The sequence below is a fragment of the Varibaculum massiliense genome (genome assembly GCF_900106855.1).
Classification (GTDB): Bacteria; Actinomycetota; Actinomycetes; order Actinomycetales; family Actinomycetaceae; genus Varibaculum; species Varibaculum massiliense.
In genome coordinates this window covers 1,935,309-1,960,201 of the sequence record NZ_FNWI01000004.1, presented here as the reverse complement: position 1 = coordinate 1,960,201, position 24,893 = coordinate 1,935,309, and the positions used below count along the sequence as shown (strand labels likewise).

At 54.1% G+C, this 24,893-nt stretch carries 20 protein-coding genes and 1 tRNA gene; 4 read left to right on the top strand and 17 right to left on the bottom strand.

Features of this window, described 5'->3' with window-relative positions; all coding sequences use genetic code 11:
• Position 1: 1 nt before the first annotated feature.
• From BQ5456_RS10455 to BQ5456_RS08640, 6 genes are all read right to left on the bottom strand, one after another.
• Positions 2-154 (bottom strand): hypothetical protein, encoded by a 153-nt coding sequence (locus BQ5456_RS10455; protein ID WP_159428786.1) that lies wholly within the window; start codon positions 152-154, stop codon positions 2-4.
• A 10-nt stretch (positions 155-164) separates the two neighbouring features.
• Positions 165-1,208 carry a tRNA pseudouridine(55) synthase TruB gene (gene truB, locus BQ5456_RS08660; protein ID WP_071129619.1) on the bottom strand — a complete coding sequence of 348 codons (1,044 nt, stop codon included), beginning with the start codon at positions 1,206-1,208 and terminating at the stop codon, positions 165-167.
• Positions 1,209-1,220: 12 nt separating this feature from the next.
• A complete protein-coding gene (gene rbfA, locus BQ5456_RS08655; protein WP_071129618.1) occupies positions 1,221-1,799 on the bottom strand; it encodes a 30S ribosome-binding factor RbfA in 579 nt (192 codons plus the stop codon).
• A 71-nt stretch (positions 1,800-1,870) separates the two neighbouring features.
• Positions 1,871-4,675 (bottom strand): translation initiation factor IF-2, encoded by a 2,805-nt coding sequence (infB, locus tag BQ5456_RS08650; protein ID WP_071129617.1) that lies wholly within the window; start codon positions 4,673-4,675, stop codon positions 1,871-1,873.
• A 312-nt stretch (positions 4,676-4,987) separates the two neighbouring features.
• Complete coding sequence (gene nusA, locus BQ5456_RS08645) at positions 4,988-5,977, bottom strand: transcription termination factor NusA (protein WP_071129616.1); 990 nt, start codon at positions 5,975-5,977, stop codon at positions 4,988-4,990.
• A 17-nt stretch (positions 5,978-5,994) separates the two neighbouring features.
• Entirely contained in the window at positions 5,995-6,459 is a 465-nt protein-coding gene (locus BQ5456_RS08640; protein ID WP_071129615.1) for a ribosome maturation factor RimP, read from the bottom strand.
• A 43-nt stretch (positions 6,460-6,502) separates the two neighbouring features.
• Here BQ5456_RS08640 and BQ5456_RS08635 point away from each other — a divergent pair, with 43 nt between their 5' ends.
• The gene (locus tag BQ5456_RS08635) at positions 6,503-7,627 is read left to right on the top strand and encodes a hypothetical protein (protein ID WP_159428785.1); all 1,125 of its coding nucleotides are present in this window, start codon (positions 6,503-6,505) and stop codon (positions 7,625-7,627) included.
• Between the two features lie 39 nt (positions 7,628-7,666).
• On the opposite strand, the gene pth is transcribed toward BQ5456_RS08635, so the two are convergent.
• The 5 genes from pth to BQ5456_RS10450 all read right to left on the bottom strand — a co-directional run bounded on the left by pth (position 7,667) and on the right by BQ5456_RS10450 (position 11,358).
• Positions 7,667-8,260 carry an aminoacyl-tRNA hydrolase gene (gene pth / locus BQ5456_RS08630; RefSeq protein WP_071129613.1) on the bottom strand — a complete coding sequence of 198 codons (594 nt, stop codon included), beginning with the start codon at positions 8,258-8,260 and terminating at the stop codon, positions 7,667-7,669.
• 86 nt (positions 8,261-8,346) lie between these two features.
• Positions 8,347-8,970, bottom strand: a complete 624-nt coding sequence (locus tag BQ5456_RS08625; RefSeq protein WP_071129612.1) for a 50S ribosomal protein L25/general stress protein Ctc — start codon at positions 8,968-8,970, stop codon at positions 8,347-8,349.
• A gap of 194 nt (positions 8,971-9,164) precedes the next feature.
• Positions 9,165-10,142, bottom strand: coding sequence for a ribose-phosphate diphosphokinase (locus BQ5456_RS08620; protein WP_071129611.1), 978 nt, complete (start codon positions 10,140-10,142; stop codon positions 9,165-9,167).
• 70 nt (positions 10,143-10,212) lie between these two features.
• Positions 10,213-11,232 (bottom strand): bifunctional UDP-N-acetylglucosamine diphosphorylase/glucosamine-1-phosphate N-acetyltransferase GlmU, encoded by a 1,020-nt coding sequence (locus BQ5456_RS08615; protein WP_143037069.1) that lies wholly within the window; start codon positions 11,230-11,232, stop codon positions 10,213-10,215.
• 54 nt (positions 11,233-11,286) lie between these two features.
• Positions 11,287-11,358, bottom strand: a tRNA-Gln gene (locus BQ5456_RS10450).
• Positions 11,359-11,653: 295 nt separating this feature from the next.
• Between BQ5456_RS10450 and BQ5456_RS08610 the strand changes: the two genes are divergently transcribed.
• Together BQ5456_RS08610 and BQ5456_RS08605 are read left to right on the top strand one after the other, a co-directional pair.
• Positions 11,654-12,190, top strand: coding sequence for a MarR family winged helix-turn-helix transcriptional regulator (locus BQ5456_RS08610; protein WP_311589137.1), 537 nt, complete (start codon positions 11,654-11,656; stop codon positions 12,188-12,190).
• A gap of 182 nt (positions 12,191-12,372) precedes the next feature.
• On the top strand, positions 12,373-15,597 hold the full coding sequence (locus BQ5456_RS08605; protein WP_071129610.1) for a hypothetical protein: 3,225 nt from the start codon (positions 12,373-12,375) through the stop codon (positions 15,595-15,597).
• A 41-nt stretch (positions 15,598-15,638) separates the two neighbouring features.
• Here the strand turns inward: BQ5456_RS08605 and BQ5456_RS08600 are convergent, their stop codons facing one another.
• From BQ5456_RS08600 to BQ5456_RS08575, 6 genes are all read right to left on the bottom strand, one after another.
• On the bottom strand, positions 15,639-17,510 hold the full coding sequence (locus BQ5456_RS08600; RefSeq protein ID WP_235858564.1) for an ABC-F family ATP-binding cassette domain-containing protein: 1,872 nt from the start codon (positions 17,508-17,510) through the stop codon (positions 15,639-15,641).
• A complete protein-coding gene (gene ispE / locus BQ5456_RS10325) occupies positions 17,507-19,597 on the bottom strand; it encodes a 4-(cytidine 5'-diphospho)-2-C-methyl-D-erythritol kinase (protein ID WP_071129609.1) in 2,091 nt (696 codons plus the stop codon). Before ispE ends, BQ5456_RS08600 begins: the two co-directional genes overlap by 4 nt.
• Before the next feature lie 12 nt (positions 19,598-19,609).
• Complete coding sequence (locus BQ5456_RS08590; protein WP_083378444.1) at positions 19,610-20,695, bottom strand: aggregation-promoting factor C-terminal-like domain-containing protein; 1,086 nt, start codon at positions 20,693-20,695, stop codon at positions 19,610-19,612.
• Positions 20,696-20,867: 172 nt separating this feature from the next.
• The gene (locus tag BQ5456_RS08585; RefSeq protein WP_071129607.1) at positions 20,868-21,806 is read right to left on the bottom strand and encodes a TatD family hydrolase; all 939 of its coding nucleotides are present in this window, start codon (positions 21,804-21,806) and stop codon (positions 20,868-20,870) included.
• Positions 21,807-23,258 (bottom strand): sensor histidine kinase, encoded by a 1,452-nt coding sequence (locus tag BQ5456_RS08580; protein WP_071129606.1) that lies wholly within the window; start codon positions 23,256-23,258, stop codon positions 21,807-21,809.
• A 77-nt stretch (positions 23,259-23,335) separates the two neighbouring features.
• Positions 23,336-23,845 carry a DUF2505 domain-containing protein gene (locus BQ5456_RS08575; protein ID WP_071129605.1) on the bottom strand — a complete coding sequence of 170 codons (510 nt, stop codon included), beginning with the start codon at positions 23,843-23,845 and terminating at the stop codon, positions 23,336-23,338.
• Positions 23,846-23,977: 132 nt separating this feature from the next.
• On the opposite strand from BQ5456_RS08575, the gene BQ5456_RS08570 reads away from it, so the two are divergent.
• On the top strand, positions 23,978-24,805 hold the full coding sequence (locus tag BQ5456_RS08570; RefSeq protein ID WP_071129604.1) for a hypothetical protein: 828 nt from the start codon (positions 23,978-23,980) through the stop codon (positions 24,803-24,805).
• Positions 24,806-24,893: the final 88 nt, after the last annotated feature.

Below are 24,893 nucleotides of genomic sequence, written 5' to 3'. Positions count from 1 at the left end.
TTTACTTTTCGCTTTGCCGCACGCTAAGTTCCGGTCTGCCATTCGCCGGAACTCCCAGTTCCCCAGTGCGCTTTTCTTCCGCGGTTTTCTTACCTTTGCCTCCGCAGCCACAGCCACATCCGCAACCGCCAGAGCTTTGCTTTTCTTCGCTCATGTTCCTCCTTTTACCTACTTTGTAAACTTAGTACAGAACGCCACTTGCCCTCCACTGGAGACGCCAATAGCGATATCTTTTCTCCCGGTAAATGCAGGCCGTAGATTCTTGCGGGGGTATCTAGCTGTTCTTTACCCAGGTCACCAAGGGTTTCCGTACTGATTTCCGGGCGCTGACCGTAGCCTAGGGCGGTTAATACTTCCGGGGTTACCTGACAGCTGGGGAACAGTTCGCGGCAGATATTATCTAGGCTCACTACCGGTAGTTCTTCTCCTGCCGCTACCATCTGCGATAGTTCTTGCAAAGAAAAAGCAGGGAAGGACGCATTGGCGATGGTAGTGCCGCTAGCGTCGAAGGAGCCGACCAGCAGGCGGCGTAAGGCTGCTAGGTGCGCCCCCACTCCCAGCTGATTTCCCAGATCCCTTCCGAGGGCGCGAATATAGGTACCCGCCGAACAGGTAACTGTCAGGTCTTGATAAACCACTGGTGTACCTGCAAGTTCGCCCGCTTTGGGCTCCCCCGGGGTGCAAAGTTCATAAATAGTGATGGGGCGGGGTTCCATCCGCACTGCTTCGCCGGCGCGAATCCGATCCGCCGCCCGCCGCCCGCGGATTTTCAGGGCGGAAAAAGCGCTCGGCACTTGCATGACCTGCCCACGCCACCCAGACAGTAGGCTTTCCAGATTATCCAAATCCGCTAAAGTGGCTCCGCGGGTAGCAGTAATGGTACCTTCGGCGTCCTCGCTATCGGTTTCGACCCCAAAACATACCCGCGTGGCATAAGTTTTTCGCTGTCCTTGCAGGTATTGCAGCAGTTTTGTTCCCCGCCCGATGCCGGCAACTAATACTCCCGAGGCCGCTGGGTCCAGGGTTCCCGCATGTCCTACTTTGCGGGTTCCCGCCAGGCGGCGCAGGCGCGCCACTACATCATGGCTGGTAACCCCCAGGGGTTTATCCACCGCCAACACCCCGTCGGGAGCAGTCTTTATGGCACGAGGAATGTCCAGTTCTGCACCTGCAGGGCAAAAGTCCGGAGCCGCTTTGGCAGTACCCATCACTGCAGCTAACTAACTTTCAAAGAGGTTATCACTGCCGGAGGTTTCAACCTCGCCAGATTCCGGAGAATCTGCGAGCACGTCGCCATCTGCGTCCTCGGAGAAAATATCGTCTTCACCAGTCCATTCGGTGAAAGCCGGGGCGGCGGGGACGTCTTCAAAAACTTTCTTTTCCCGGGGTTTGCGGTAGGGGTCTGCTTCACCGGCGTAGGAAGCCGTTTGCGAAACCCCTCGTAACTGCTGGTCAGAATACAGTGCACTGGCGAGTTTTTCTTCAAAACTGGCGGCTTGCTCTGGCAGGGCATCGAGCGCGAACTCGATCGTGGGAGTAAGCCTAATCCCCAGGGCTTTACCTACCTCGGAGCGAATCAAACCTTTCGCGCTGTTCAAAGCACGCGCGGTTTTTTTACGGTCGTCCTCGTCACCAAGAACCGTGTAAAAGACGGTGGCGTGTTGCAAATCCCCAGTGACTTTACAATCTGTAATCGTAGTGAAACCGATGCGGGGATCTTTAATGCGACGTTCTAAAAGCCGCGCCACCGTATTTTGAATCCGCTCTGCAACTTTGCGTCTGCGAGCCTCATCGGCCATGAAAAACTCCTTCACCTAATGCGGCTTTTCGGGCGCAAAAACGTCTGCGCCCGAAAAGCCGACAAGTAACGCTATTCGCGCGGTTTCTCTACCATTTCCCAGGTTTCGATCTGGTCGCCAACCTTGATGTCCTTGACGCCCAGCGAAATACCACATTCGTAGCCTTCGCGAACCTCGGTAACATCGTCTTTTTCGCGGCGTAGAGAAGAAATCTGCAGTTCCGGCTCCACTACCACGCCGTCACGCACCAAGCGAGCCTTAGCGCCCCGCTTGATCAGACCCTCACGCACCAGCGAACCAGCGATATTACCGAACTTGGAGGAGCGGAATACTTGCAGAATCTCGGCGGTACCCATCTGTTTTTCTTCATAAATGGGTTTGAGCATGCCCTTCATGGCGTTCTCAACATCTTCAATCGCCTGATAGATGACGTTGTAGAAGCGCATATCTACGCCTTCGGAATCGGCGTATTCGGCTACTCGCTGCGCCGGACGCACGTTGAAACCAATCACTACCGCGTTGTCTACGCTGGCCAAGTTGATATCGTTTTGGGTAATCGCGCCCACGCCGCGGTGAATAATCCGCAGCTGTACTTCGTCGCCCACATCGATCTTGAGCAGTGAATCTTCCAGAGCCTCGACTGCACCAGACACATCGCCCTTCAAAATCAGGTTCAAAGTATCTACCTTGCCCTGTTCCAAAGCGGCGTTGAAATCTTCCAGCGAAATCCGCTTGCGGCGTTTACCCAGTTGGGCGGCACGTTGCTGCGCCTGCCGCTTATCGGCAATCTGGCGGGCAGTGCGTTCATCTTCCGCCACCAGCAGGGAGTCGCCTGCACCTGGCACGCTGGTAAGCCCCAGCACCGCCGTGGGGAAGGAAGGACCGGCTTCCTCTACCGTATTGCCGTACTCGTCAAGCATGGCGCGCACCCGACCATGAGACGAGCCCACTACAATCGAGTCACCAACGCGCAAAGTACCGCGCTGCACCAAGATAGTGGCGACAGCTCCCCGCCCTTTATCCAGGCGAGTTTCAATCGCTACCCCGCGAGCAGCCGCATCCGGATTAGCTTTCAGCTCTAGGGCGGCATCTGCAGTTAGCAGCACCGCCTCTAACAATTCGTGAATACCTTTACGCTGTTTAGCCGAGACATCAACGAACATTACATCGCCGCCGTATTCCTCGGCCACCAGGCCGTATTCGGTGAGTTGGGCGCGAACTTTATCCGGGTTGGATTCCGGTTTATCAACCTTGTTCACCGCCACCACGATTGGCACATTAGCGGCCTGAGCGTGGTTGATTGCTTCCACCGTCTGGGGCATCACCCCGTCATCGGCGGCTACCACCAAAATCGCAATATCGGTAACTTCCGCCCCGCGTGCACGCATAGCGGTGAACGCTTCGTGACCAGGAGTATCGATAAAGGTAATTGCGCGACGTACGTCATCCATATCGATGTTTACCTGGTAAGCACCAATATGCTGGGTGATTCCGCCGTGCTCGCCGCCCACCACATCGGTGTCACGAATCGCGTCCAGCAGCTTGGTTTTACCGTGGTCAACGTGACCCATAACCGTAACCACCGGAGGACGCGGCAAGGCGTCTTCTTCATCGCTTTGCTCTTCTTCCTTCAAGTCAATATCGAAGGATTCTAGCAGTTCGCGGTCTTCGTCTTCTGGCGAAACTACCTGCACCTGATAACCCAGTTCAGAGCCGAGTGTCATCAAAGTATCTTCGTCCAAAGACTGGTTGGAGGTAGCCATCTCCCCCAAGGTCATAAGGACAGTCACCAAGGATGCGGGATCGCAGTCGATACGATCTGCCATATCCGCTAGTGAAGCCCCCGAACGCAAGCGTAAGGGCGTGGAGCCATCTCCGTGAGGTACCTGCACGCCGCCAATCTTGGGAGCGGTTTGTTGCTCGTATTCGGCGCGTTTAGCGCGTTTGGATTTACGCCGTTTAGCTTTCGAGGAACCGCCGCGACCGAACGCCCCTTGAGTGGCGCCAAAACCGCCGCGACCACGATTATTCATCCGGTGACCGCCGGGACGACCCGGACCGCCCGGACCGCCCGGACCGCCCGGACCGCCTTGCCCGCCGCCACCGCGGCGCTGACCGCGCGAAGGAGCCGGCTGATCCATCATGGGAGCAGCTGGTGAATGGGTAGGCATCACATTAGGAGTAGCCCCCGATCCCCGCTTATTTCCCCGTCCCGGACGTCCACGACCAGCGTTTTTACGCTGCCCGGAGCTGCCGCCGGGACGTGGCATCCCCTGGGAAGATGCGAAGGGGTTGTTTCCGGGGCGAGGACCGCCGGGACGTGGCATCCCCTGGGAAGATGCAAAGGGGTTGTTTCCGGGGCGAGGTACCCCGGGACGCGGTGCCGGTTTCGGACCGGGCTTTGCCGCTGACCTGCCGGGTTTAGGTGCCGGTTTAGCTGCCTTTTCTGCCGGCTTCGCGGCAGTTTCTTTAGCATCCGGTTTCGGACCGGGCTTCGGCGTTGCTTTACTAGCTGCAGTTTTCTTGGCGGGTTTAGCCGCGGGCTGCGCCTTTTGCTCTGGGGCAGTATTCGGTTCGTCATCCTTGCTAGCTGCGGCTTTACTTTCTTCCGCCTGGCTAGCGTTAGCTTTCGCCCCCGCCTTGGATTTAGCTGTCTTTGCGGCAACCTTCTGTTTCGCCGCTTTAACTTTGGGAGCCGCTGCCTCGACCTCTTCGGCTAGCTTGGCAAAATGCTCCCGCATTTTCCGCGCTACCGGAGCCTCAATAGTCGAGGACGCGCTTTTTACGAACTCCCCCGAGTCCTTTAGTGCCTGCAGCACAATTTTCGAAGTGGTTCCGAGCTCTTTAGCTAGCTCATGAACTCTAAGTTTCGCCACAATTCTCCTTGCTGGCCTGCCCAGCTAGGAGCAGGCTATTGGTTTAATTGGCAGATCATCGCTGGTTGCTCATCGGGTGACCATCAGCTTCCAACCCTGCTTTCCTGTATCGGGCATCTACTGGGTGTAAATGCCGGTAACCTTACCTAAAAAAAAGTTCCTACACCGCTCACAATAAAGCACCGGTCAAGGCGAAAGCCCAGAACCGGCGCAGCCATTGCAACCAAAGATAGGTTCCGCCTTCTATATTAGCGCCTTAGCGGAAATAAGCCGAAGCCGCGCCTTTCACGCGCGAAGGTAAAACTGAAGGGTTTAGGACTCTTCCGCGGCAGATTCCTGGTCGGTATCGGAATGAATATCGATCTTTGCCCCGGTTAAACGAGCAGCTAAACGCGCGTTTTGCCCCTCTTTACCAATCGCCAGCGATAGTTGGAAATCTGGTACCACCACGTGCGCCAGTACATGCTCGGCAGGTTCTACCGTGACAGAGGTAACACGCGCAGGTGAGAGGGCATTAGCCACAAAAGTAGCCACATCCTCGGAATAATCAATAATGTCAATTTTTTCGTGATTGAGTTCGTTCATAACCGCCCGCACACGCCTGCCCATCGGTCCGATACAGGCTCCCTTGGCGTTGATATTGGGGCGGCTGGAACGCACCGCTATCTTGGTGCGATAGCCCGCTTCCCGCGCGACGGATTCAATAACTACGTCTCCGGAGGTAATCTCCGGGACTTCCCGCGCAAATAACCCGCGCACCAGATCGGGGTGACGGCGAGAAATCTCAATCCGGGCGCCCTTTTCCCCGCGCAAAGTTTTCACCACTACTGCGCGAATCCACTGCCCATGGCGATATTGCTCTCCCGGAACCTGTTCGGCTTTCGGTAAAACCGCCTCAAATTCGCCAACTTTGACCACTACCGCATCTTTATCGCGGCTCTGCTGAATAATTCCCGAGATCACTTCCCCCTGCTTATCGCGGAAAGACCCCAGTACCTGTTCGTCCTCAGCTTCGCGCAGCCGCTGCATAATAATAGAGCGGGCGGTGGTAGTAGCAATCCGCCCAAACCCAGCGGGAGTGTCATCAAATTCGCCAATCTTATTGCCGTTTTCATCTACCTCGGTCGCCATCACGATTACGTGACCGTTCTTGCGATCGACTTCTACCCGAGCGTCATCGAGCGCCCCGGGGGCGTTATGGTAGGCCTTCAACAAGGCGTCCTCGATAGCAGCCATAAGGGTATCTAGGCTGACGCCCTTTTCCGCTTCTACCATGCGTAATGCGGCCATATCAATATCCATGATGCTCCTTGCGAGCTTTAGAACTGTACCACCATCTGGGCTTGCGCAATATCGGTTAGAGGAATGACGCGCTGCCCGCCGGCGGTTTCCAGTTCGATGTCTTCAGTTGTCGTAGCCACCAGCTTACCCTCTTCGCTGGTGCCATCACACTTCTTCAACAAGACTTGATGCCCAATAGCCCTGGAAAACTGGCGTTCGTCCTTTAAGGGACGCTCAATCCCCGGTGTGGAGACCTCCAGATTATAGGTTCCATTAATCGGGTCAACCTCATCCAGGTGTCGAGAAATCTCTAAAGTCGCCTGGGAAAGCTGATCTTCACGCACCGCGCCCGGACCGCGGGGTAAATCTACCGTCACCACTAGACGGGTATATTTTCCGGCACGTTTTACAGCCACGTCCTCAAGGAAAAGTCCGGCAGCTTCACAATCCCCGGTTAATAACTCATGAAGTTCATTTTCTAGTTTGGTTTTAGGTTTCGTCATTTCATTCCCTCGCTGATTATTTATTTCTAAAAATATGTTACCCGTGGCAAACTTAACTTTGATGAAGAAAACTTGGATTGTTCCCCTTACTTTAGCGCTAACCGTGTCCTTGAGCCTCGCCGGATGCGGGGTACGCATTGATGACGGCAGCGGAGACGGGGTACGCGCAGATCAAACGCAAATCGCACGCTACCGCGCTAGTGCCTGTCAAGAGGCAATTAGTGATGGTATCAAGCAGGTATTTGCTGGCAGCCCCAACCTTTTGGCGTTTAAAGATGGTTTTGAGGCACGCAGTAAAGTACTCGGCCCGCGTTGGCCCCGTCCCCAGGTAAAGATAGCGGGGAAAGAAAAACCGGAGACTTTACCCGAACCCCAGCCTTACCGGATTCCGGGAAACGGTGAAGCTCTGATGCAAAAGCTAGTAGATTGCCAGGTAGATACCTTAAATGATGGGTTAACTTTGGCTGCCCTGGCGAGGGAGAGCCAAGAGTCTTCCCAGGGCAATAAGGACGCAGTAGCACAGTTAAAACAGACTACTGCCCTCGCGAAGGTGCTGGTGGCTACGGGAGTGGCCATGGAGCGAGAGAATAAACAGCTGGCACAGGCAGCTTCGGTAACTTTGCCCCCTGCTAATCCCAGTAAGCTCTCCCCTTGGCGCTACCAGGATGGCAAATGGCACCGCGATAAAACGGTTGTGAACGCCAAAGACAAAGAAGAGAAAACTCCCCTTAGCGATCAGCAAAAGAGTGAACTTAGTAGAGGGATTAAACAGCTGGATTCTCTGCGGTACAATATCGAAAAAAATGCGGCACAAGGACGCGATAACCAGTTAAAACAGCTGGTTTCTGAAGAGATTACTCCCCTGTTGCGCCGGCAGCTACAGGAGTTGGTTACCCAGTTGGGGACAGATCCGCGCGAAGCGGTTTATCAGCCCTTTGAGAATCTGAGCGGCAGCGATAAACAAGCCGCCGCAGGCCTAAAAATCGCCTCTGAAGTGCAGATGAATTTGTTGACAGTGACCCCGGATGCTAAAGCGGCGTTGATTGCTCAAACTTTGAGCTCCCTGGTGGATTTACAGGAAAGGTTAGGGCAGGACACGGGAAGTCTCCCCGGGTTAAATGCTAAGGACGCACAGGTAAAAACCGCTAAAGTCGGGGTCAAGCCCTAGCTGAATGTCTCCCTAGGGACACCCCCAGCTGGTTGCCCACTAAGGGTGAGTGTTTAGACGCTGTTGGGCGCGGGTAAATCCCGCAGTTACTACCTCAGTTACAGCTTCGCAGGCTCGATCTAAGGCGTCCTCGAGGGCGGTTTGTTCCCCGCGGGGAAAGCGGGAAAGCACATAGTCAGCCGGATCTTGCCGCGGGTGCGGGCGTCCAATCCCCATCCGCAGGCGGGCATAGTCTCTAGTTCCCAGGTTTTGACTGATAGAACGCAGACCGTTATGCCCGCCCTCGCCGCCTCCGCGTTTGAGCCGCAAATCGAAGGCCGGCAAATCCAGGTCATCATGGATCACCAGCAAATGTTGAGCCGGATCAATCCCGAAAAACTTCACCAGTTTCGCGGTGGGGATTCCGGAAGTGTTCATAAAGGAATCCAGGATTGCCAGGTGTACCGGTAGGGTCGCATCCCCGGGCATTCCTAGACGCAAAGTAGCCACCTGGCTGCCAGTTTTGTGACGCCGCAGCCGTTCACCTTGGGTTTGTACCAGATGAGAAATCACCAGGTGACCAGCGTTATGGCGGGTACCCGCATATTTTTCACCCGGATTTCCCAGGCCAATCACCAGCCAGGATTCTGCCACTTTCTACCCCTTTATATCGCTTAAATCTTTTCCCTAAATTGATTTCGGGGAGGGCTAATGCCCTCCCCGAAAAGTATAGCCAGTGGTTACTCTGCTGATTCTTCCTTAGCTTCTTCCTCGGAAGCCTCTTCGCCTGCTTCGCCCTCTTCAGCAGCGGGCTCTTCCGGCATTTCTTCGGGCAGCGTAATCGAGAGGACATCGTGTTCGTCGTCCAAAGTGGTAACTACGCCAGCAGGCAGTTCTAGCTCGCCAGCACGCAAGACGCGGCCTTCTTCCCAGCCTTCCACGTTGATAACGATTTCTTCGGGAATCTCCAGGGGAGAAACCTGTACCGGCAAATCGAAGATTTCCAGGTTGACGACGGTACCGGGAGCAGGTTCGCCTGTAACCAAAACCGGTACTTCCACTTCCACTTTTTCGTCGCGGCTAACCGCCAGCAGGTCAATGTGCAGAATATCGCGACGTACCGGGTGGCGCTGGATTTCCTTTAACAGCACCAGGTGCTTTTCCCCATCTACATCCAGGTTAATAATCGCGTTCGGGTTATCTTTAACAATCAGGAAAGTGTCATGCCCCGGCAGATTCAGGTGCAGGTTTTCGTCTACGGTGTGACCGTAGAGCACTGCCGGAATCTGTCCTGCTCGCCGGGCGCGACGCGCTGCGCCCTTACCGGTTTCTTTACGTACTTGTGCGGAAAGTTCTGCCGCCATAACTGTGTTCCTCCTTAGGAGTACGGATATTTACTGGACCCCGGAGGACGTGGATTTTTCCACGGCCACGTCGATAACGGCGCGAACGCGCCCTCGCCGAGGCAACCTGGTTTCAGGATATAGTCCCAATCCGCCCAGGTAAACCGGAAGGGCGAAAAGGTTTGGCAACTCACATTTAGAGTCAGGTATTTTCTCTAATCTTGATCGAAGAGGGCGGTAACCGAACCATCATCGAACACGGTACGAATCGCGCTGGCCAGGAGGGGCGCAATTGGCAGTACCGTCAGCTGCGGGAAACGTTTTTCCGCTGAAATCGGTAGGGTGTCGGTAACAATTATTTCCCTAGCCCCACAGGTAGACAGGCGCTCGGCGGCTGGCGGAGAAAGTACCCCGTGGGTAGCCGCCACAATCACATCTTTTGCCCCCGAATGCAGCAGCACTTTTACTGCCTCGGCGATGGTACCGCCGGTATCAATCAGGTCATCTACCAAAACGCAGGTGCGCCCTTCAACCGTACCCACCACCCGGTGAGCAACCGCCACATTGGGACGAGTAGTATCCCGGGTCTTATGTACGAACGCTAGTTCGCATCCCCCCAGCTTATTAGCCCACTTCTCTGCCACGCGAATGCGACCAGCATCCGGGGAAACAATCGTGAGATTACTTTGATCTACCCGCCTTTTTACATAATCAATCAGGACTGGCTGGGCATAAAGGTGATCCCAAGGACCGTCAAAGAATCCCTGTTCTTGAGCGGCATGCAAATCTACACTCATCAACCGGTCAGCACCGGCAGTTTTAAACAAATCTGCGATTAGACGAGCAGAAATCGGTTCGCGCCCCTGGTGTTTCTTGTCTTGCCGCGCATAGGGGAAGAAAGGGGCGACTACGGTGATTCGCGCCGCCGATGCCCGCTTGAGGGCATCAACCATAATCATCTGCTCCATTACCCACTTGTTTAACGGGGCAGTGTGGGACTGCACTACGTAACAGTCCGCCCCCCGCACAGACTCGGAAAACCGCACGTATATCTCGCCATTGGCAAAGTCGTAGGCGACAGTAGGTAACACCTCGGTATGTAGCTCCTCGGCGATTCCCTGTGCAAGCTCGGGGTACGCTCGCCCCGGCACAATCAGAAGGTGTTTTTGACCTGCAGATTTAATCCCCGTCATTGCGTGTTACCTTTCATTTTTGGCCAGATTCGCCATGCCGTTATTTCGATTCTACAAGTCATGAAGCGCACTACAGGTTGGTTTCGCAACAATGGTTGGAGTCACTAGCCAGATTCACTGCCTGTAAATCACAGCGGCGCGCCCGGGCGCCCTCCCCTACCTTCACATCACGAAGCGAAGTAAAGGGACCTACCTCGGCTCCGGCGCCAATAGCCGTATTGCCATGGAGGTCGCATCCCGGCAAAATCACGGCGTCAGCAGCAATAGTGACACTTTTTTCAATCCAAGTGGTTTCGGGGTCAATAATGCTGACCCCGTCCTTCATTAATTGGTTCAGGATTCGCCGGTTATATTCCCGGTGCAGACCAGCCAATTGAACGCGGTCATTACATCCCTCTGCCTGCATATAGTCATCAAGCAGATACGCTCCGGCGCGTCCGTTTCCAGCCGCTATCGCAATAGTGTCCGTCAGGTAAACCTCGCCCTGATCGTTATCAGTACCCAGTCCTGAAAGCGCCTGGATAAGGAACTGGGCGTCAAAAGCATAAATCCCGGCGTTGATTTCCCGGATTTGCCGCTGGGTTTCCTGGCAGTCCCGATCCTCCACAATGGCACTGACCGCGCCGGTTTCGGATCGGATTACCCGTCCGTAACCACTGGGATCAGGGACCTGGGTGGTTAATACCGTTACTTGATTTCCGGCTCCCTGATGGGTTTGCAGCATTTTCTCTAAGGTGGAGCTTTCTAGCAGCGGTACATCACCGGAGGTGATTACCACGGTTCCGCTGAGCTGGCCTTGCTCAGCCAGTTTTTCGAGGGCGCATTGCACTGCCCTCCCAGTTCCCGGGATTTCATCTTGATCAGCTAAAATAGCTTGCGGGCAGTAGCTGTTTACATACTGAGCCACCGCTTCGCGTTCGTGACGAATTACTACGCACAGTGCCTGCGGCTTCAGAGCTGCCACCGCATCGATAGCGTGTCCCAACAGTGCTTTCCCCGCCAAGGGGTGCAGAACTTTGGGGCGGGCAGATTTCATACGAGTACCTTTACCAGCAGCTAATATAATCGCTGCCGCGGGTGCATTTTCCACGATTTGACCCCTTGTAGGTAGCCGGATTGGAAAGAATAGGCACTTAACTGCCAGTTCCGCCCCCAGGATTCGAACCCGGCTCTCAAGGCACCAAAAGCCCGCGTGTTACCTATACACCAGGGCGGAATACTCCTCTATATTACACAGGGCAAATAAGTTTCCTAAAAACGGTATTTCGCGGCGAGGTAGCCACCCCCTTTCACCAATAAGGTTTTCCTGCTGAGCGGAAAAAGAATATCCCCTGCCGAGAGCCGAAATGGTATGTCCCAAAAACGATTAACTGCCCTCGTGTCGCAAAGTTCGGCGGGGCGAATGGCTTAACTGTGTGTCCAGATACATATTTTAGGTAAACCTAACTTCGTGATGCTAGTCATGGCAATCAGACATAGACCAGTGTCTCGACTTCAAGTAAACTTAGCTTGTGATTCCACAAAACATTTCCTCCGACGCTACTGACGAAGTCGATCGCATCATTCTTGCTTGGCAGATTGAACGCCCAGATCTTGATGTTTCTCCGATGGAAGTTTATTCCCGGGTTGCCCGCCTAGCTCGCCACCTAGATTTGGCACGCAAAGAGGCCTTTAGCGCTCAAGGAATGGAACCGTGGGAGTTTGATGTGCTTTCCGTGCTACGCCGCGCGGCCGCTCCCTATTCTTTAACCCCCGGCACCCTGTTGCAGGAACTGCTAGTTTCTTCCGGCACTATGACCAACCGGATTGATCGCCTAGAAAAGAAGGGGCTGGTCAAACGCACCCCCTCCCCGCATGATCGCCGCGCCGTTTTGGTGACTCTTACCGACAAGGGAGTTACCCGGGTAGATGCAGCCCTCAAGGAGCTCTTGCGGCGCGAGTCAGAGCTAGTTTCTCCCCTAGATGAGGACGAGCGGAAGGTACTCTCGGGACTGCTGCGGCGTCTACTACTACCTTTTGAAGGCACCCCGGTGCGTCCTTTGCGCTAGGTAGATATCTGAGTTCATTGCTTCTGCATGACCTAATACACGCTAATAATTGCTTCTCCCCCTTGCTTTCCAAGGCTTTAATCCCGGTATAATGAAAAATAAAAGCGCTGATAGGTGCAGTTTTTAACTCACCGGCTTAGCAGATAGCAACTAGCGCGCGCACTCAAGAGAAAGAAATCGTGATGAAACGCACTTTAGGGAAACTCGGTTTTTTCCGAGCGCTACTTACCGCTCTAGCACTATCAGCATTGATCGCATTACTTTTTCCCGGGCCCGCTCAGGCCGCTGACCCGGAAGAGCTAGATTCTACGCCCAGCTCGACAGAAGTTGCCCCCGCTGCGGAATCTGGCGCCCCCGAGCAGACCTTACCAAGCTCAGGTGCGTCTGCCGTATCGACACCGGCTGCCGCTCCCCTTCCCCAGCGGGCTCCGGCACCGGCACCTGCCGCTACCGTAGAGATTGCTTCTTTTGCGGATCTGGAACCGTATTTAGAAATTAAGACTCTTACAAACGACTGCTTAGATTCTGCCAGTCGGGAGGTGCTGACTTTAAAGCCGGGCGACTATAAACTGGCCAAAGATTTTCAGATCAACCCTGCTAACCCCTATTTCGCAGATAAAAAACAGCTGGTTAAATACGGTTTAATCAACATTGACGGCACGGTTACTTTTGATGGGGATGGACACACTATCTCTTTTCCTGCCCAGGATGCCTTCCCCTTGTTTGGGCGAGTAGCTGCGGATAAGTTCACGATTACTAACCTGAAACTAAAGTACGCGGGGGATGTCGATGGTTTTCCCTTCGCTATGGAACTACGCGGGGGAAGCACCCTAACCGATCAGGGCTTTGTTGCTGCCAGTGGGAAAGTGGAAAATATTGAGGTTTCGGTAGCCGGCAACGTTAAACCTCTAGCCAGCTTAGGCAAAGTACGCTGCTCCACTAACTATGCCGGCAACTACCAAGGAGTCCTCTCTACCGGGTTCACTTGGTTCGCTGATGACACTAACTTCGATAGCCTTAAGATCGACGTTAAGGGAAATATTGGTAGCGAAACCGCCCCGGAGAGAGAAGACGCTTCGGCAGGAGCTTTTGGTTTTACTTTCCACTTCGGTAACACCACTCCGCAGCGAGAAACTAATCAGATTGATGGGGGTAAAACCTGGCGGGAGCTGTATGTTAACCGCAAGCCTCAGGTGCTGGAGGCTACTGGGCATCTAAAGAATTTGAACCTGCAGGTAGGCGGAAATATTCAGGCGGTGACCAAGAATGCCGGTTATGCCGCCGGTATCGGTTTCGACTTGGGGGAAGCCTGGATAGACAACGCCCAGATCAATATCGTTGGTGACCTCAAAGTGGATATGCAGGGTGGTAAAGGCTATCGGTCGGGTATTTCCGCTCCGCTGGCCGCCGGTATCTCTGAGGAGGTACAAAACTTCACTAATTCCCAGCTCCAGGTAAAAAATATTATTTTCAAATCTAATCCGGCTATTTCCCAAAAGACCGGATCCAGTTGGAATTACACCCGGGTTCATGGTCTTGCTGACGATAATTCCAAAGGAAACTATCTCAACGTTAAAAACAACAATATTAAAATAGCCAAGAAGCTGCAGGTAGAATCGTCAATGCTAATCCTGTCTTCTGTCGGTTTTATGAACTCGTGGAACTCTGACGGAGAAAATGGGGTTAACGACCTGCAAGTTTACGAAAACAACACCTATCGGGTTGGCGAGATTGAACTTAAAGGGACCGGGACAGGCGACATTTTTTATGCCGGACTCGCAATGAAAGCGCGCACCGGCAAGGAAACAAACCCCGCAAAAAAGAGCCCTCTGCCGGAGGTAAGTGCTAAAAATAACCAGCTAACCTGCGGGAACTTTAAGATTGATAATCCTAAAGGGGATGTTGATGCCCAGCTGATGATGTACAACCTGGCTAATGCCAAAGGAAATAGCGTCACTTACGGTGATATTTCAGTTTCGGCTAGCAACTTAGATTTTTCCGGCTTGGGACATATTCTCAACAGCGAACCGGAAGAAAACTTCTATCCACAGCTAACGGCGGATAATCATTTTAAGGCGGGAAATATCAATATCTCCGCTAAAACGGCTGGCACAGTCGCGCTAATGTTCGGCTCCCAAGATAAAAAGCAGCCCGCAGAAAAGTGCTCGGCACAGGCTAAATCTTTTAACGTCGCCCTAACGGATCCGGACGCTAAAGAAGCTGCCTATATCGGCGGTTTAACCGCTTTTGGACAGTCAGACATTAAAGATAGTCGGATTGTAGTGGGGGATGTAAAGGTAGCCAGTGCCAGTCAGAAAAACCTGTACTTTGGTTTGGGGGCTGCACGTGCCCAAAATAATGCTACTCACAGCGGAAACACCGTATTTGTCGATAAAAATATCGAGGTCAATCATGCCGGATCCATCTATGGCGGTGGCTATGGCGGATTCTTGCGGGACTTCAGCATTAAAAATTCGCATTTGCAAGTTGATGGAGTACAAAAAGTTGACTCCAAAGGTGGCTCCTACGGTGGCTTTGCCGGACAGATCAACAACACGACCGTTACTGACTCTTCTGCGTTGCTGCTAAATGATTATCAACCCTTCGTTTTCTTGGCTAAGGGCGGAGAGTTAAACCGGGTAGCTCACTATATTAATAAAGCAGTTCCCACTTATTATTCAGGCCTGCTAGGTGGACACTATGGAGACCAGCCAATGATGGTCAAGAACTCCACCTTATTAGTGGAAAAAGACCATGCGGACAGCCCTTTATTTAGAACCACGAATGTGGCTGCGGGCAGCGAAAATAACTATCTAACAGTAGTTAATGGCCCAGCTTCGAAACTAAATCGCACCGCTTACCGGACCGCTGCTACCAAGATTAGTGAGGATGGTCAAGAGGTAGAGGTGATGGCAAAGGCGGGAGAGCCGGTGGGCAGTATCCAGATTGCTAAACGCTCCTTCCAGGACAAATACTGGAACGCCGCGGTGCAGGATTACCAGACCGGCTCTGCAGAGGCCAACTTCAAATACATGGTTAAAGATAGTTCTGGAGCCAAACTTAAAGTTTTCGCTTTGCCAGCCGGGATTGTCACTGCTGATGCCAGTACCGGCAAACTTAGCGACTATTTCTCCCGGCATGCGGGAATCATCGCGGAAAATGGCCCCGCCTATGACCTGCTGGGAATCAACGCCTTTGCTACCCCGGAAACCCCCGGACAACCGGGACAACCGGGAACACCGGAGCAACCAGGGAAACCTAATCCCGGAAAGCCCTCCCCCCAGGGCGACAGCCAGCATATGCCCCCAACCGGCAGTTATGAGTTACTCTCCCTGCTGTTGAGCGGAGTGCTAGTGCTGGCAGGTGCGGGAGTAGCCTATTCCCGCAAGCGGGATAGGCAGCGTTAAGTAGCAGACGTTAGTTAACAAACTGGTTGCGCCGTAGAAGCTTATTCCAAAGTTTCCGACAGGCGCAACCAGTTTTCTTCTAACTCTGCTTCTTCGCTAACCAATTGGGCGCGGCGCTGATTAAGCTTTTGCAGGTGCTCCAACCCTTTGGGGGAGGTATCGGCGGCACCTTCGCTTAATTCCTGGTCTACTTGTTTGAGCTGCTGGTGCAGCTTATCGAGTTTCTTCTCAGTAGCCGAAAGTAATTTTCGCGCCCGATAAATCTCCGCCCCGCTTTTTTGCGCTGGTTTCCTACTTTTCGCGCTATCCTCACCGGTAGTTTTATCGGCAGCAGATTCCTGGTCGCTGCCTGCGACTATCTCTCCGGATGCCCGCAGCTCTAAATACTGTTCCACTCCGCCGGGCAGCGCCGCCAAGGTACCGTCCGCCAGCAGCGCCACCTGCGAATCAGTAACCCGTTGCAGCAGGTAACGGTCGTGGCTAACCACCACCAGGGTGCCGGGGAAAGAATCTAGCAAATCTTCAAGCTGCGCCAAAGTATCGGTATCCAGGTCGTTCGTGGGCTCATCCAGAATCAACACATTAGGTTCCGCCAACAGCTGGGACGCAATCTGTAACCGCCGCATTTCCCCACCGGAAAGGTCACTTACCCGCGTCCAGGCGCGCTCTTTGCTAAACCCTAGTTTTTCTACCAGTTTGGCGGCGGTAATTTCTTGTTCTCCCCACTGGATTCGCTCTTTAATCTGAGATATGGCTTCTACCACCCGCAAATCGGGATTCATTCCCCGGATTTGGGGAGTTTGTTCCAAGGTAGCTAGCTGTACCGTTTTTCCCCGTTTAACTTTGCCGGCGGTAGGGGTAAGTTTCCCACTCATTATCCTCAGTAAAGTGGATTTACCTGCACCATTAACCCCGATAATCCCCACTCGCTGACCGGGATTTAGCCGCCAAGTCACCTGGTTCAAGATTTTTCGCTTTGAGCCGGGATAAGAAAAGGACACGTCCTCTAACTCGATTACACGCTTGCCTAGACGCGCCGAGGCCAAGCGCACTAACTCCACATTGTCACGCAGCGGGGGGACATCACTAATCAGGGCTTCGGCGGCGTCAATGCGAAACTTCGGTTTGGAGGTGCGCGCCGGGGCTCCCCGCCGCAACCAGGCAAGTTCTTTACGCAACTGGTTTTGACGTTTTTCTTCCGCCACCTGGGCTTGCCGCGCCCGTTCCATCCGGGCAAGTATGTATGCGGCGTAAGAACCCTCATATTCTTCCACGTGACCGGGAATCTGCTCCCGTCCATATCCGGGGTCAACTCCCGGCACTACCTCCCAAATCCGGTTACAAACCGCATCCAAGAACCAGCGGTCGTGGGTAATCACTACTAAGGCGCCATTTCCAGAGCTAAAACGGTTATTGAGGTAACGCGCCAGCCAGGCTACCCCCTCTACATCTAAATGGTTAGTAGGCTCGTCTAATGCCAAAATGGGGGCGTCTTTGCCCAAGGTACGCGCCAGGGCAACCCGGCGTGCCTGTCCCCCCGAAAGTTCGGCGCATTTGGTGGACAAATCTATATCTGGCAGCAGACCTTTATCTATCTCCCGCAAATGCGGCTTAGATGCCCACTGATAGTCGGGGATTTTTCCATGGACTTCCTCTTTAACGCTCAGTGTGGGATCCAGAGTCTGCTGCTGGGAGAGGCAGGCAAAACTTACCCCCGGCGCCTGTGTAACACTGCCACTATCGGGTTCTTGGGTTCCGCTCAGCAGCCGCAACAGGGTAGATTTTCCGGCGCCATTGGGGCCTAGGATTCCGATTCGGTCGCAGGGAGAGAGGCTAACGGTTATTCCGGAAAGTAGACGGCGCGGGCCAGCGAGAGCGCCGGCTTCATGGGTTCCAGCTAAGAAGATGCTCACGCCCACCACTGCTTTCTGGCGAGATCGATTTCGGGGGCTGAAAAAGTTAGCGGCAGGGTGTAGGCAACCTGTTCAAGCTGGGCGAGCTCCCCGGCCAGTTTTTCTGCCTTTTCCGCGCTGTCTACCAGGCAAATAACGCTGGGGCCAGACCCAGTAATAAAGGGAATCGCACCTTGCTGCCGGGCGACCTCTATAGTTGCCCCCAACTGCGGAAGTAGACTTAGCGCTGGGGCTTGCAAGTCGTTACGAATTAGCTTTGCGAGGGCGCCGAAGTCTCCGGCATAAAGCGCCTGCAACAGGGCGGTTATCTCCGGTAGGGTCGGCAAAGCGGTCAGCGGCACGCCTGCCTGGTCAAAGCGTTGAAACACCTTTGGGGTAGGCAAGGTTTCGGGGGAAACTGCCACCACCAGGTGTAAGGGTTTTGCTGGCGGCAGGGGGGTAATCCGGTCGCCCCGCCGATCCGCGAAGCAGGTTCCCCCATAGAGCCCAAAGGGAACATCCGCCCCCAGGCTGGCACCCAGTTCGGCTAACTCCCCTAGGGTTAGCCCGGCAGCTAGTACCTGGTTAGCGGCCAGCAGCGCTGCCGCCCCGTCAGCAGACCCGCCCGCCATCCCGGCCGCTACCGGCACCTGTTTGTTAATCTTTATCTGCGCGCCTCCCTGGTAACCACATTGCGCGGCTACCAGCACAAATGCCCGGGTAGCCAGGTTATCCTGCGGATCTAGCCCCGACATTGCCTGTTGGTCGCGTCCGGGATGGTATCCGACTGCGCCGGGCGGGGCGCTAAAGGAGACTTCAAGGTCAATACCGGCGGGCTGCAGAGTTATCTCTACAGTTTCTTTGAGGCTGACGGCTTGAAAAACTATAGAGAGACGGTGATAGCCGTCTTCCGATTCCCCGGCGGCTAGTAATAGATTTACTTTCCCATTGGCGCTAGCACGCGCCTTGAGGGGAGCTTTTTCTGTCGGAGTTTCTCCCGCTACAGGAAGGTTTTCGTGAGCCTTGTATTCGCCCTCGCCAGAGCCGTTTTCCCAGGTAGATTTCCCTTCCTGAGTTTCGAAACCGGCAAGGAGGGCGCGCTGCAACCGCGCAATTGCCACAAACTGCTCCACCCTCAGGTTTTCAGCACGGGCAGTGGGGTCAATTCCACAGGCTTTCAGGACAGGCTCAGCTGCCAGGGGTCGAGCCCAAGATTTTAACCCTGCCCGCAGCATTTTTCTCCGGGAAGCAAACGCCTGGTCAATCAGGTTAAAAACTGCTTGGCGTTCTTTTTCTTTTTGCTCCTCTAAGGGGGTCGCTCCCGGAGCTAAACCGTTCACCTCCCCCATAAACCCGCTTTCACCTGGAGTTTTTATTTCCCGGGTAATTTCCACTAAGGCCGAATCTACGTTGGGTTGCGGATAGAAAACTCGCCGGGAAATCTCAGAACCCATCCGCGCTCGACCGTACCAAGCGATTTTTACGCTGGGCACCCCGTAGACTTTGCTGCCCGGAGTGGCGCACAGGCGCAGCGCCACCTCTTTTTGCACCATTACTAGCGCGCGTTTAAGAGAGGGGAAAACCGCGAATAGATGCAACAGCACCGGAACCGCCACGTTATAGGGAAGGTTAGAAACTAAAACTTCCGGGGAAAAGTCTCTGCTCGAGGTGGAGGTCGCAACCGAAACATTCCCCCCACGCTCATCCCCGGAGCCCTCCGCGTCCTCGGCTATGCTCAATAGTCCCACTAAATCTGCAGGTAACAGTTTTAAGGCATCCTTTTGAATCAGATACATCTGGCGGGCAGCGCCGGGGGCGTGACTGAGAATAGTTGCCGGTAAGAACCCGGCTAGGCGGGGGTCAATCTCGCAGGCAGTCACGCAAGCCCCTGCCTCTAGCAGACCCAAAGTTAGCGATCCCAGTCCGGGACCGACTTCTAGTACCTGGTCACCAGCTTTTACCCCGGCTTCGCGCACGATCTTACGGATAGCGCTCGGCTCAGTAACAAAGTTTTGTCCCAACTGTTTCGTAGGGCGAATATCCAGCTGGCGGCAAAGCCGGTGAATTACGCTGGGAGTCAGCAGAGTGACTGCAGGGTTTTCTTGCACCCTTCCAGACTACTAATAGGATTTAGCCTTTTTCCAATGCTCCCAAGCCTTGGTGGGATTACCATAGCGTCCGGCAATATAATCGAGCCCCCACCTGATTTGGGTAGCCGGATTAGTGCGCCAATCTTCCCCGGCAGAGGCCATCTTGTTCGCCGGCAGGGATTGTGGAATCCCGTACGCCCCGGAACTGCGATTTTCGGCGCGACTATTCCAACCGGACTCGCGATTCCACAGATTAACCAGGCAGGCAAAATCACTTTCTGACCAGCCCCGAGCAATCACCATCTCGTGGGCGATTTCTTGGGCTTCCCCGGCGGGTACCACCGGTCCATAGTCGATATCACTCGAAGTATCTGCCGGACCTACCCGCACAATCTTAGGCTCGGCCTTAACCAAGGTAGTTACCTGTTCGGGGGACTGAAAAGCCACTTGTCCATCGACTTTTTCTACGAAGGTACTTTTCGCTACGACTTCTTCTTTACCCTCGTCCTCGACTACTTTCTTGCCAGGCTCCAGGTTCTTGTCTTCAACTTCTTTAACCGGAGGGGCACTAACTTTTTCTTCTTTACTCACCCCGCGTTCTACCCGCGAAACCCGAATAGTAGCTGCATCCTGGCTAGTTTTTTCCACCGTCACGCGATCCAGAGCAGACAGTTCAATCCCCGCTGCCTGCGCCGCTGCCCGCGGATCCGCGCCCTCTTTATAGGAGCCGCTAACTTCTCCGCCATCAACCCTAAAAGTGGCCTGCAACTGGGGAGCATCTTGATTGCTCACTCCCCAACCGATTTTTGCGTCTTTGGTTCCCTGCAACACCACCGGGCGGGCATGCACAATTTTAATCTCTTGGTTACGGGACATCTGGCTGCCGAGGGCGGGAATCACTTGATCGTATTGCCCAACCTTGATCCCCATATCGGAAACTACTTGCCCTACCGTACGATTCATGGTTTGCACTTGGCGGGTGGCTCCATCAACCGTAACCGAAACTGTCTTATATTCGCTGGCTACCGCCACTCCCCCGCCCAGGACAATCGCGGCAGAAATCCCGGCGAAAATCGCCGTCATTTTCGCGCTAGTGCGCCGATGTTTCCTGCTCATTTTCACCCTCGCTGCTTCGGTTTAACCGGGAAACCATTAACAAATTCCTCAACAACAACACTGTAACCCGATTGTTATCTAAAAGCTACCCCTTTGAAACAATTTGCAGGTGGGATAGGACACCCTATTTTTGTAGCTCACCCCGGGTTTATAGCCCGGTATGAAACGGCTGCTATTGGGCGAAAGCGGCGACTTTCTCCCCGTAAACTTCGCAGGTATTTTTTAGCAGCTGCGCGGACATATCACTTTCGCTCCGCCCAGTAATTTCCGCCAGTTTCCGCACTGTCCATACACACATATAAGAGGCATTCGGCTGCCCCCGGTGCGGGTGAGGCGTTAAATAGGGGGCATCGGTTTCTACCAGCAACCGGGAAGCCGGTATCGCCGCTGCCGCCTCCCGCTGCCACTGATTGGCGTTATAGGTAACCGGCCCGGCAATAGAGGCATACCACCCCTGTTTAGCCAGCACCTTGGCCATTTCTTTATCGCCGCTAAAACAGTGGAAAATAGTGCGCTCCGGGGCGCCCTCCTCCAGCAAAATCCGGATAGTATCGGCGTGCGCCTCCCGGTCATGAATCTGCAGCGGCAAGTCCAACTCTTTAGCTAGGGATATATGCATCCGAAATCCCCGCTGCTGCGCCTGTCGTCCCTGAGGGGAAGTGCGAAAATAGTCCAGGCCGGTCTCCCCAATGGCTACCGTTTTTTCCGAGGAGGTCGCCGCTTCATATACCTGCTGGACTGCCTGCTCTAAGGAATAGCGTTGATGCCATTCTTGCAGCTGATAGGTTTGCCCATCGGGGGCGGTTGCCACCACTTTTTCGTGCAACGCCGCCTCATTGGGATGAATCGCTAGCGCGCAAAATACCTGGGGATTTTCTGCTGTCAATCGCACGGTAGCAGCTAGCTCATCCACCTGGCAGCCCGAAGTAATCATGGCGCTGACCCCCACTTGCTGGGCGCGTTCCAATTGTTCCGCTAAACTCAGCCTCACTCCCTCTACCTGGGGAATCTGCTGATCCCACAGGGGCAGATGGGTGTGATTATCAATGACTTTCCCGGCTAGCGCTAGCGGCATCTCTGGCCAGCCCCGCCGACGACGCGATTTCCCCATCTATTTAGTTTCCTCCTCTACATGGGCGTGAATATGCGCCTGGGTTCCCCCCTGCTCCGGGCTGCTCCAATCAATAGTGCCTTTCAAGTTACCGCGCACTAAAGTACGCACAATCGAAGTCCCTAAACCAGAAAGCGGTTTATCGCCCAGACCTACGCCATCATCGCGCACCCACACATCTAATTCATTTCCTTCTCTTTTTGCCTCCAGGGTGACGGTGCCGTCATTTCCGCCTAAACCGTGTTCAACCCCATTAGCCACCAATTCGGAAATCACCACTGCCAGCACTGAGGCAGTATCGGCATCTATTACCCCAAAACTACCCTTAAAAATGGTTTTAACTTCTTGATCGGTGGCCGCCATTGCCGCCGCCATGCGCAGCAGACGGGAAATCATATTGTCAAAGTCCACGGTTTCATTAACTGTTTGCGATAGCTCTTCGTGTACTCGCGCAATCGAAGCTACCCGCCGCTCTGCCTCCCCCAGCGCCGCCTTTACTTCCGGGGAATCCGAGCGCCGTATCTGCATTCGCAGCAGTGCGGACACGGTTTGCAAATTATTTTTTACCCGATGATGAATCTCGCGGATAGTGGCATCCTTAGTCATTAACTCGCGTTCTCGCCGGCGCATCTCGCTTACATCCCGGCATAGCAACAGGGCCCCCACCCGTTCCCCCTCTTTTTCGAGAGGCAACGCTCGGAAAGATACCGTTCCTGCCGGTGACTCCACTTCCGCCACCCAAGAGGCTTTCCCCATTATCACTACCGGTAAAGCCTCATCTACCTGGGATTGATCTTGGACTACCTCGGTTATTAACTCCGCCAGTACCTCGCCGTTAACCTCTTCGCGCAGCCCTAAACGGCGCAAACAGGAACGAGCATTCGGGGTTAATTCTAATACTCGCCCCTCAGCATCGAGGCTGATGGCACCATCAATCAGGCGGGGCATCCCGTGCATGCTAGTAGGAGGAACCGAAGCAGAGGGAAAAACACCCCGAGAAATCATCTCGCAAATCAATTTAGCGGTCTGATGAAACCATTGTTCTTGCTGCTCAAAGACCCGCAGTGATTGAATATTAACTTCTAAAGTCAGCGCTGCCACTATCCGACCTTCATGTCTGACTGGCAGTGCGCTGGCAATCACCGAATAGGATCCTGCCCAACGCACCTCGGGAACCGCCGGCTTAGAGTCGGGGGCAAAGGCAGCAGACAGCATTCCTGAGCGCATCGGGGAAGCCGCCAACCCCACCACGTCATCAAGGTGAATAGTAAAACCAGTGGCCGGGCGGGTGTGGGCAATCGCCAGGTAACGTCCCCGGTCATCAGGAATCCATAAAATCAGGTCGGCGCTGGCAATATCAGATAACACCTGCCAGTCCCCCACTAACATATGAAGATGGGCAATATCGTCTTCCGATAGATTCTTTCCATATCGGAGAATTAGTTCCCGCATTCCGCTCACGGCTCTTAGTCTATGCTAGGGCGCGGCGGAGCTGAGACAAGGACAAATCTAGGAGCGATTTAGCAAGTTTATTGAGCAAGCCAACGCGCCGCCGCGTCCTCTTCCCCGCGAGCAAAATCCTGCAGGTAAGAAAGAATTTCTCGTTCCACCTTTCCGCCAATAAAGGGAATGTCTACACTGATATTTCCACTGACTCGCCGCAGAGTTTTATTCTTGCCTCCGCCGGCAGGCTCTAAAGTGGTTTCAGCCTGTACTCGCAAAGGAACTTTTTCCAGGCGTACCCGGAATTCACCTTGCGCTACCAGCCCCGGAGCCGGATTGTCCCCCCAGTCCTCTACCACTTCGATTATTAACTGGTCTGGAAGCAACTTCCCGTATGGAGAAGATGCTTTCATCTGTGCAATATCGACTTTTGCTCGCGTTGCCCAAGTTCTCGCCCCCGCCGGTTCTACCCGGACTTGGCAGTGGATTTTCGGCATTTGCGTCCAGCGAAATTCTAAGAATCCCGAATCGTTAAGCAGTTGCCAAATCTGCTCTGGGGAGTCTGGATACTCGATTACCACCTCAAAATCACGCAAGCCTTATCCCTTTCTTTCGACCTATTTTTTCTTGAAGGTCGCCACTTACAGCCGAGGCGGCTAACCTGATAACAACAAGTAATTTTGATTCTACCCAGTTTCAATTTCCAGCACGCCAGGAGAATACCCCAAATGTTCGAGCGCAAAGTTCCTAAGTTTTTCAAGCCCGCTAGCCGAGCCTCCCAAAAACAGATGGCCACGGCAATGCGGGAGGCAATGGCGAAAGCCCGCCAAGCCTCTAACCTTGGGGAAGTAATAGACGCGGTTCTCGATATCCCCAGCGAATACATCGACAATAAGCTGTTGAGGTTAGTTAAAACCCATCCCCAAGCTGACTTGCAAGAATTAGAGGATATTTTAAATAAGCAGTACATTAAGCGCACCGCTTACGCCTCTTCGGCAGTGGGGGCAGGGGCAGCGGTACCAGGCAGTGGAACCGGGATTGCCCTGGGGCTGACCGCCGGAGAGCTGGCAGTCTACGCAGTGCAGACCACCAGCTATATTTTGGGAGTTTCTCGCCTGCACGGGGTACGCCCGAAAGACCGCGAGCAGCGCCGCGCACTGGTACTGTCCAGCCTGCTAGGAGAGCAGGGCGCAGAGATTGTTTCTGACCAGCTGGGGCTACGTACCCTTAATTGGGCGCGTGCTTCTCTAAAGAATCTTTCTTCCCCTACTTTGGGGCAAGTAAATAAGGCGCTAATGAAATATGCCTCAAAGAAACTGGCGCATCGCACTGCGGGCAGAATGTTTGGGCGACTAATTCCCTTCGGAATTGGTGCCGGAGTGGGGTATCTATCTGGTAAGGCGGTTGCCCAGCGCACCGTCAAGGGGCTGCAAACTGCCCTGGGAGAATCCCGGGATGCCTCTGTTAGCGATTTATTGGTGGAGCTGGCTCCGGTAATTGATCTCACCTCCAATCCTACCCGTGCGAACATAGGGGAAGATTTTTTCGCTGACTAAGGGGGTATCAGGGCGCGCGTCCTCGTTTATTTCCCTAAGATAATCTTCTTTATTGTCCAGGAAGCCTGCCCCCAAGCAAAAGAAGCCC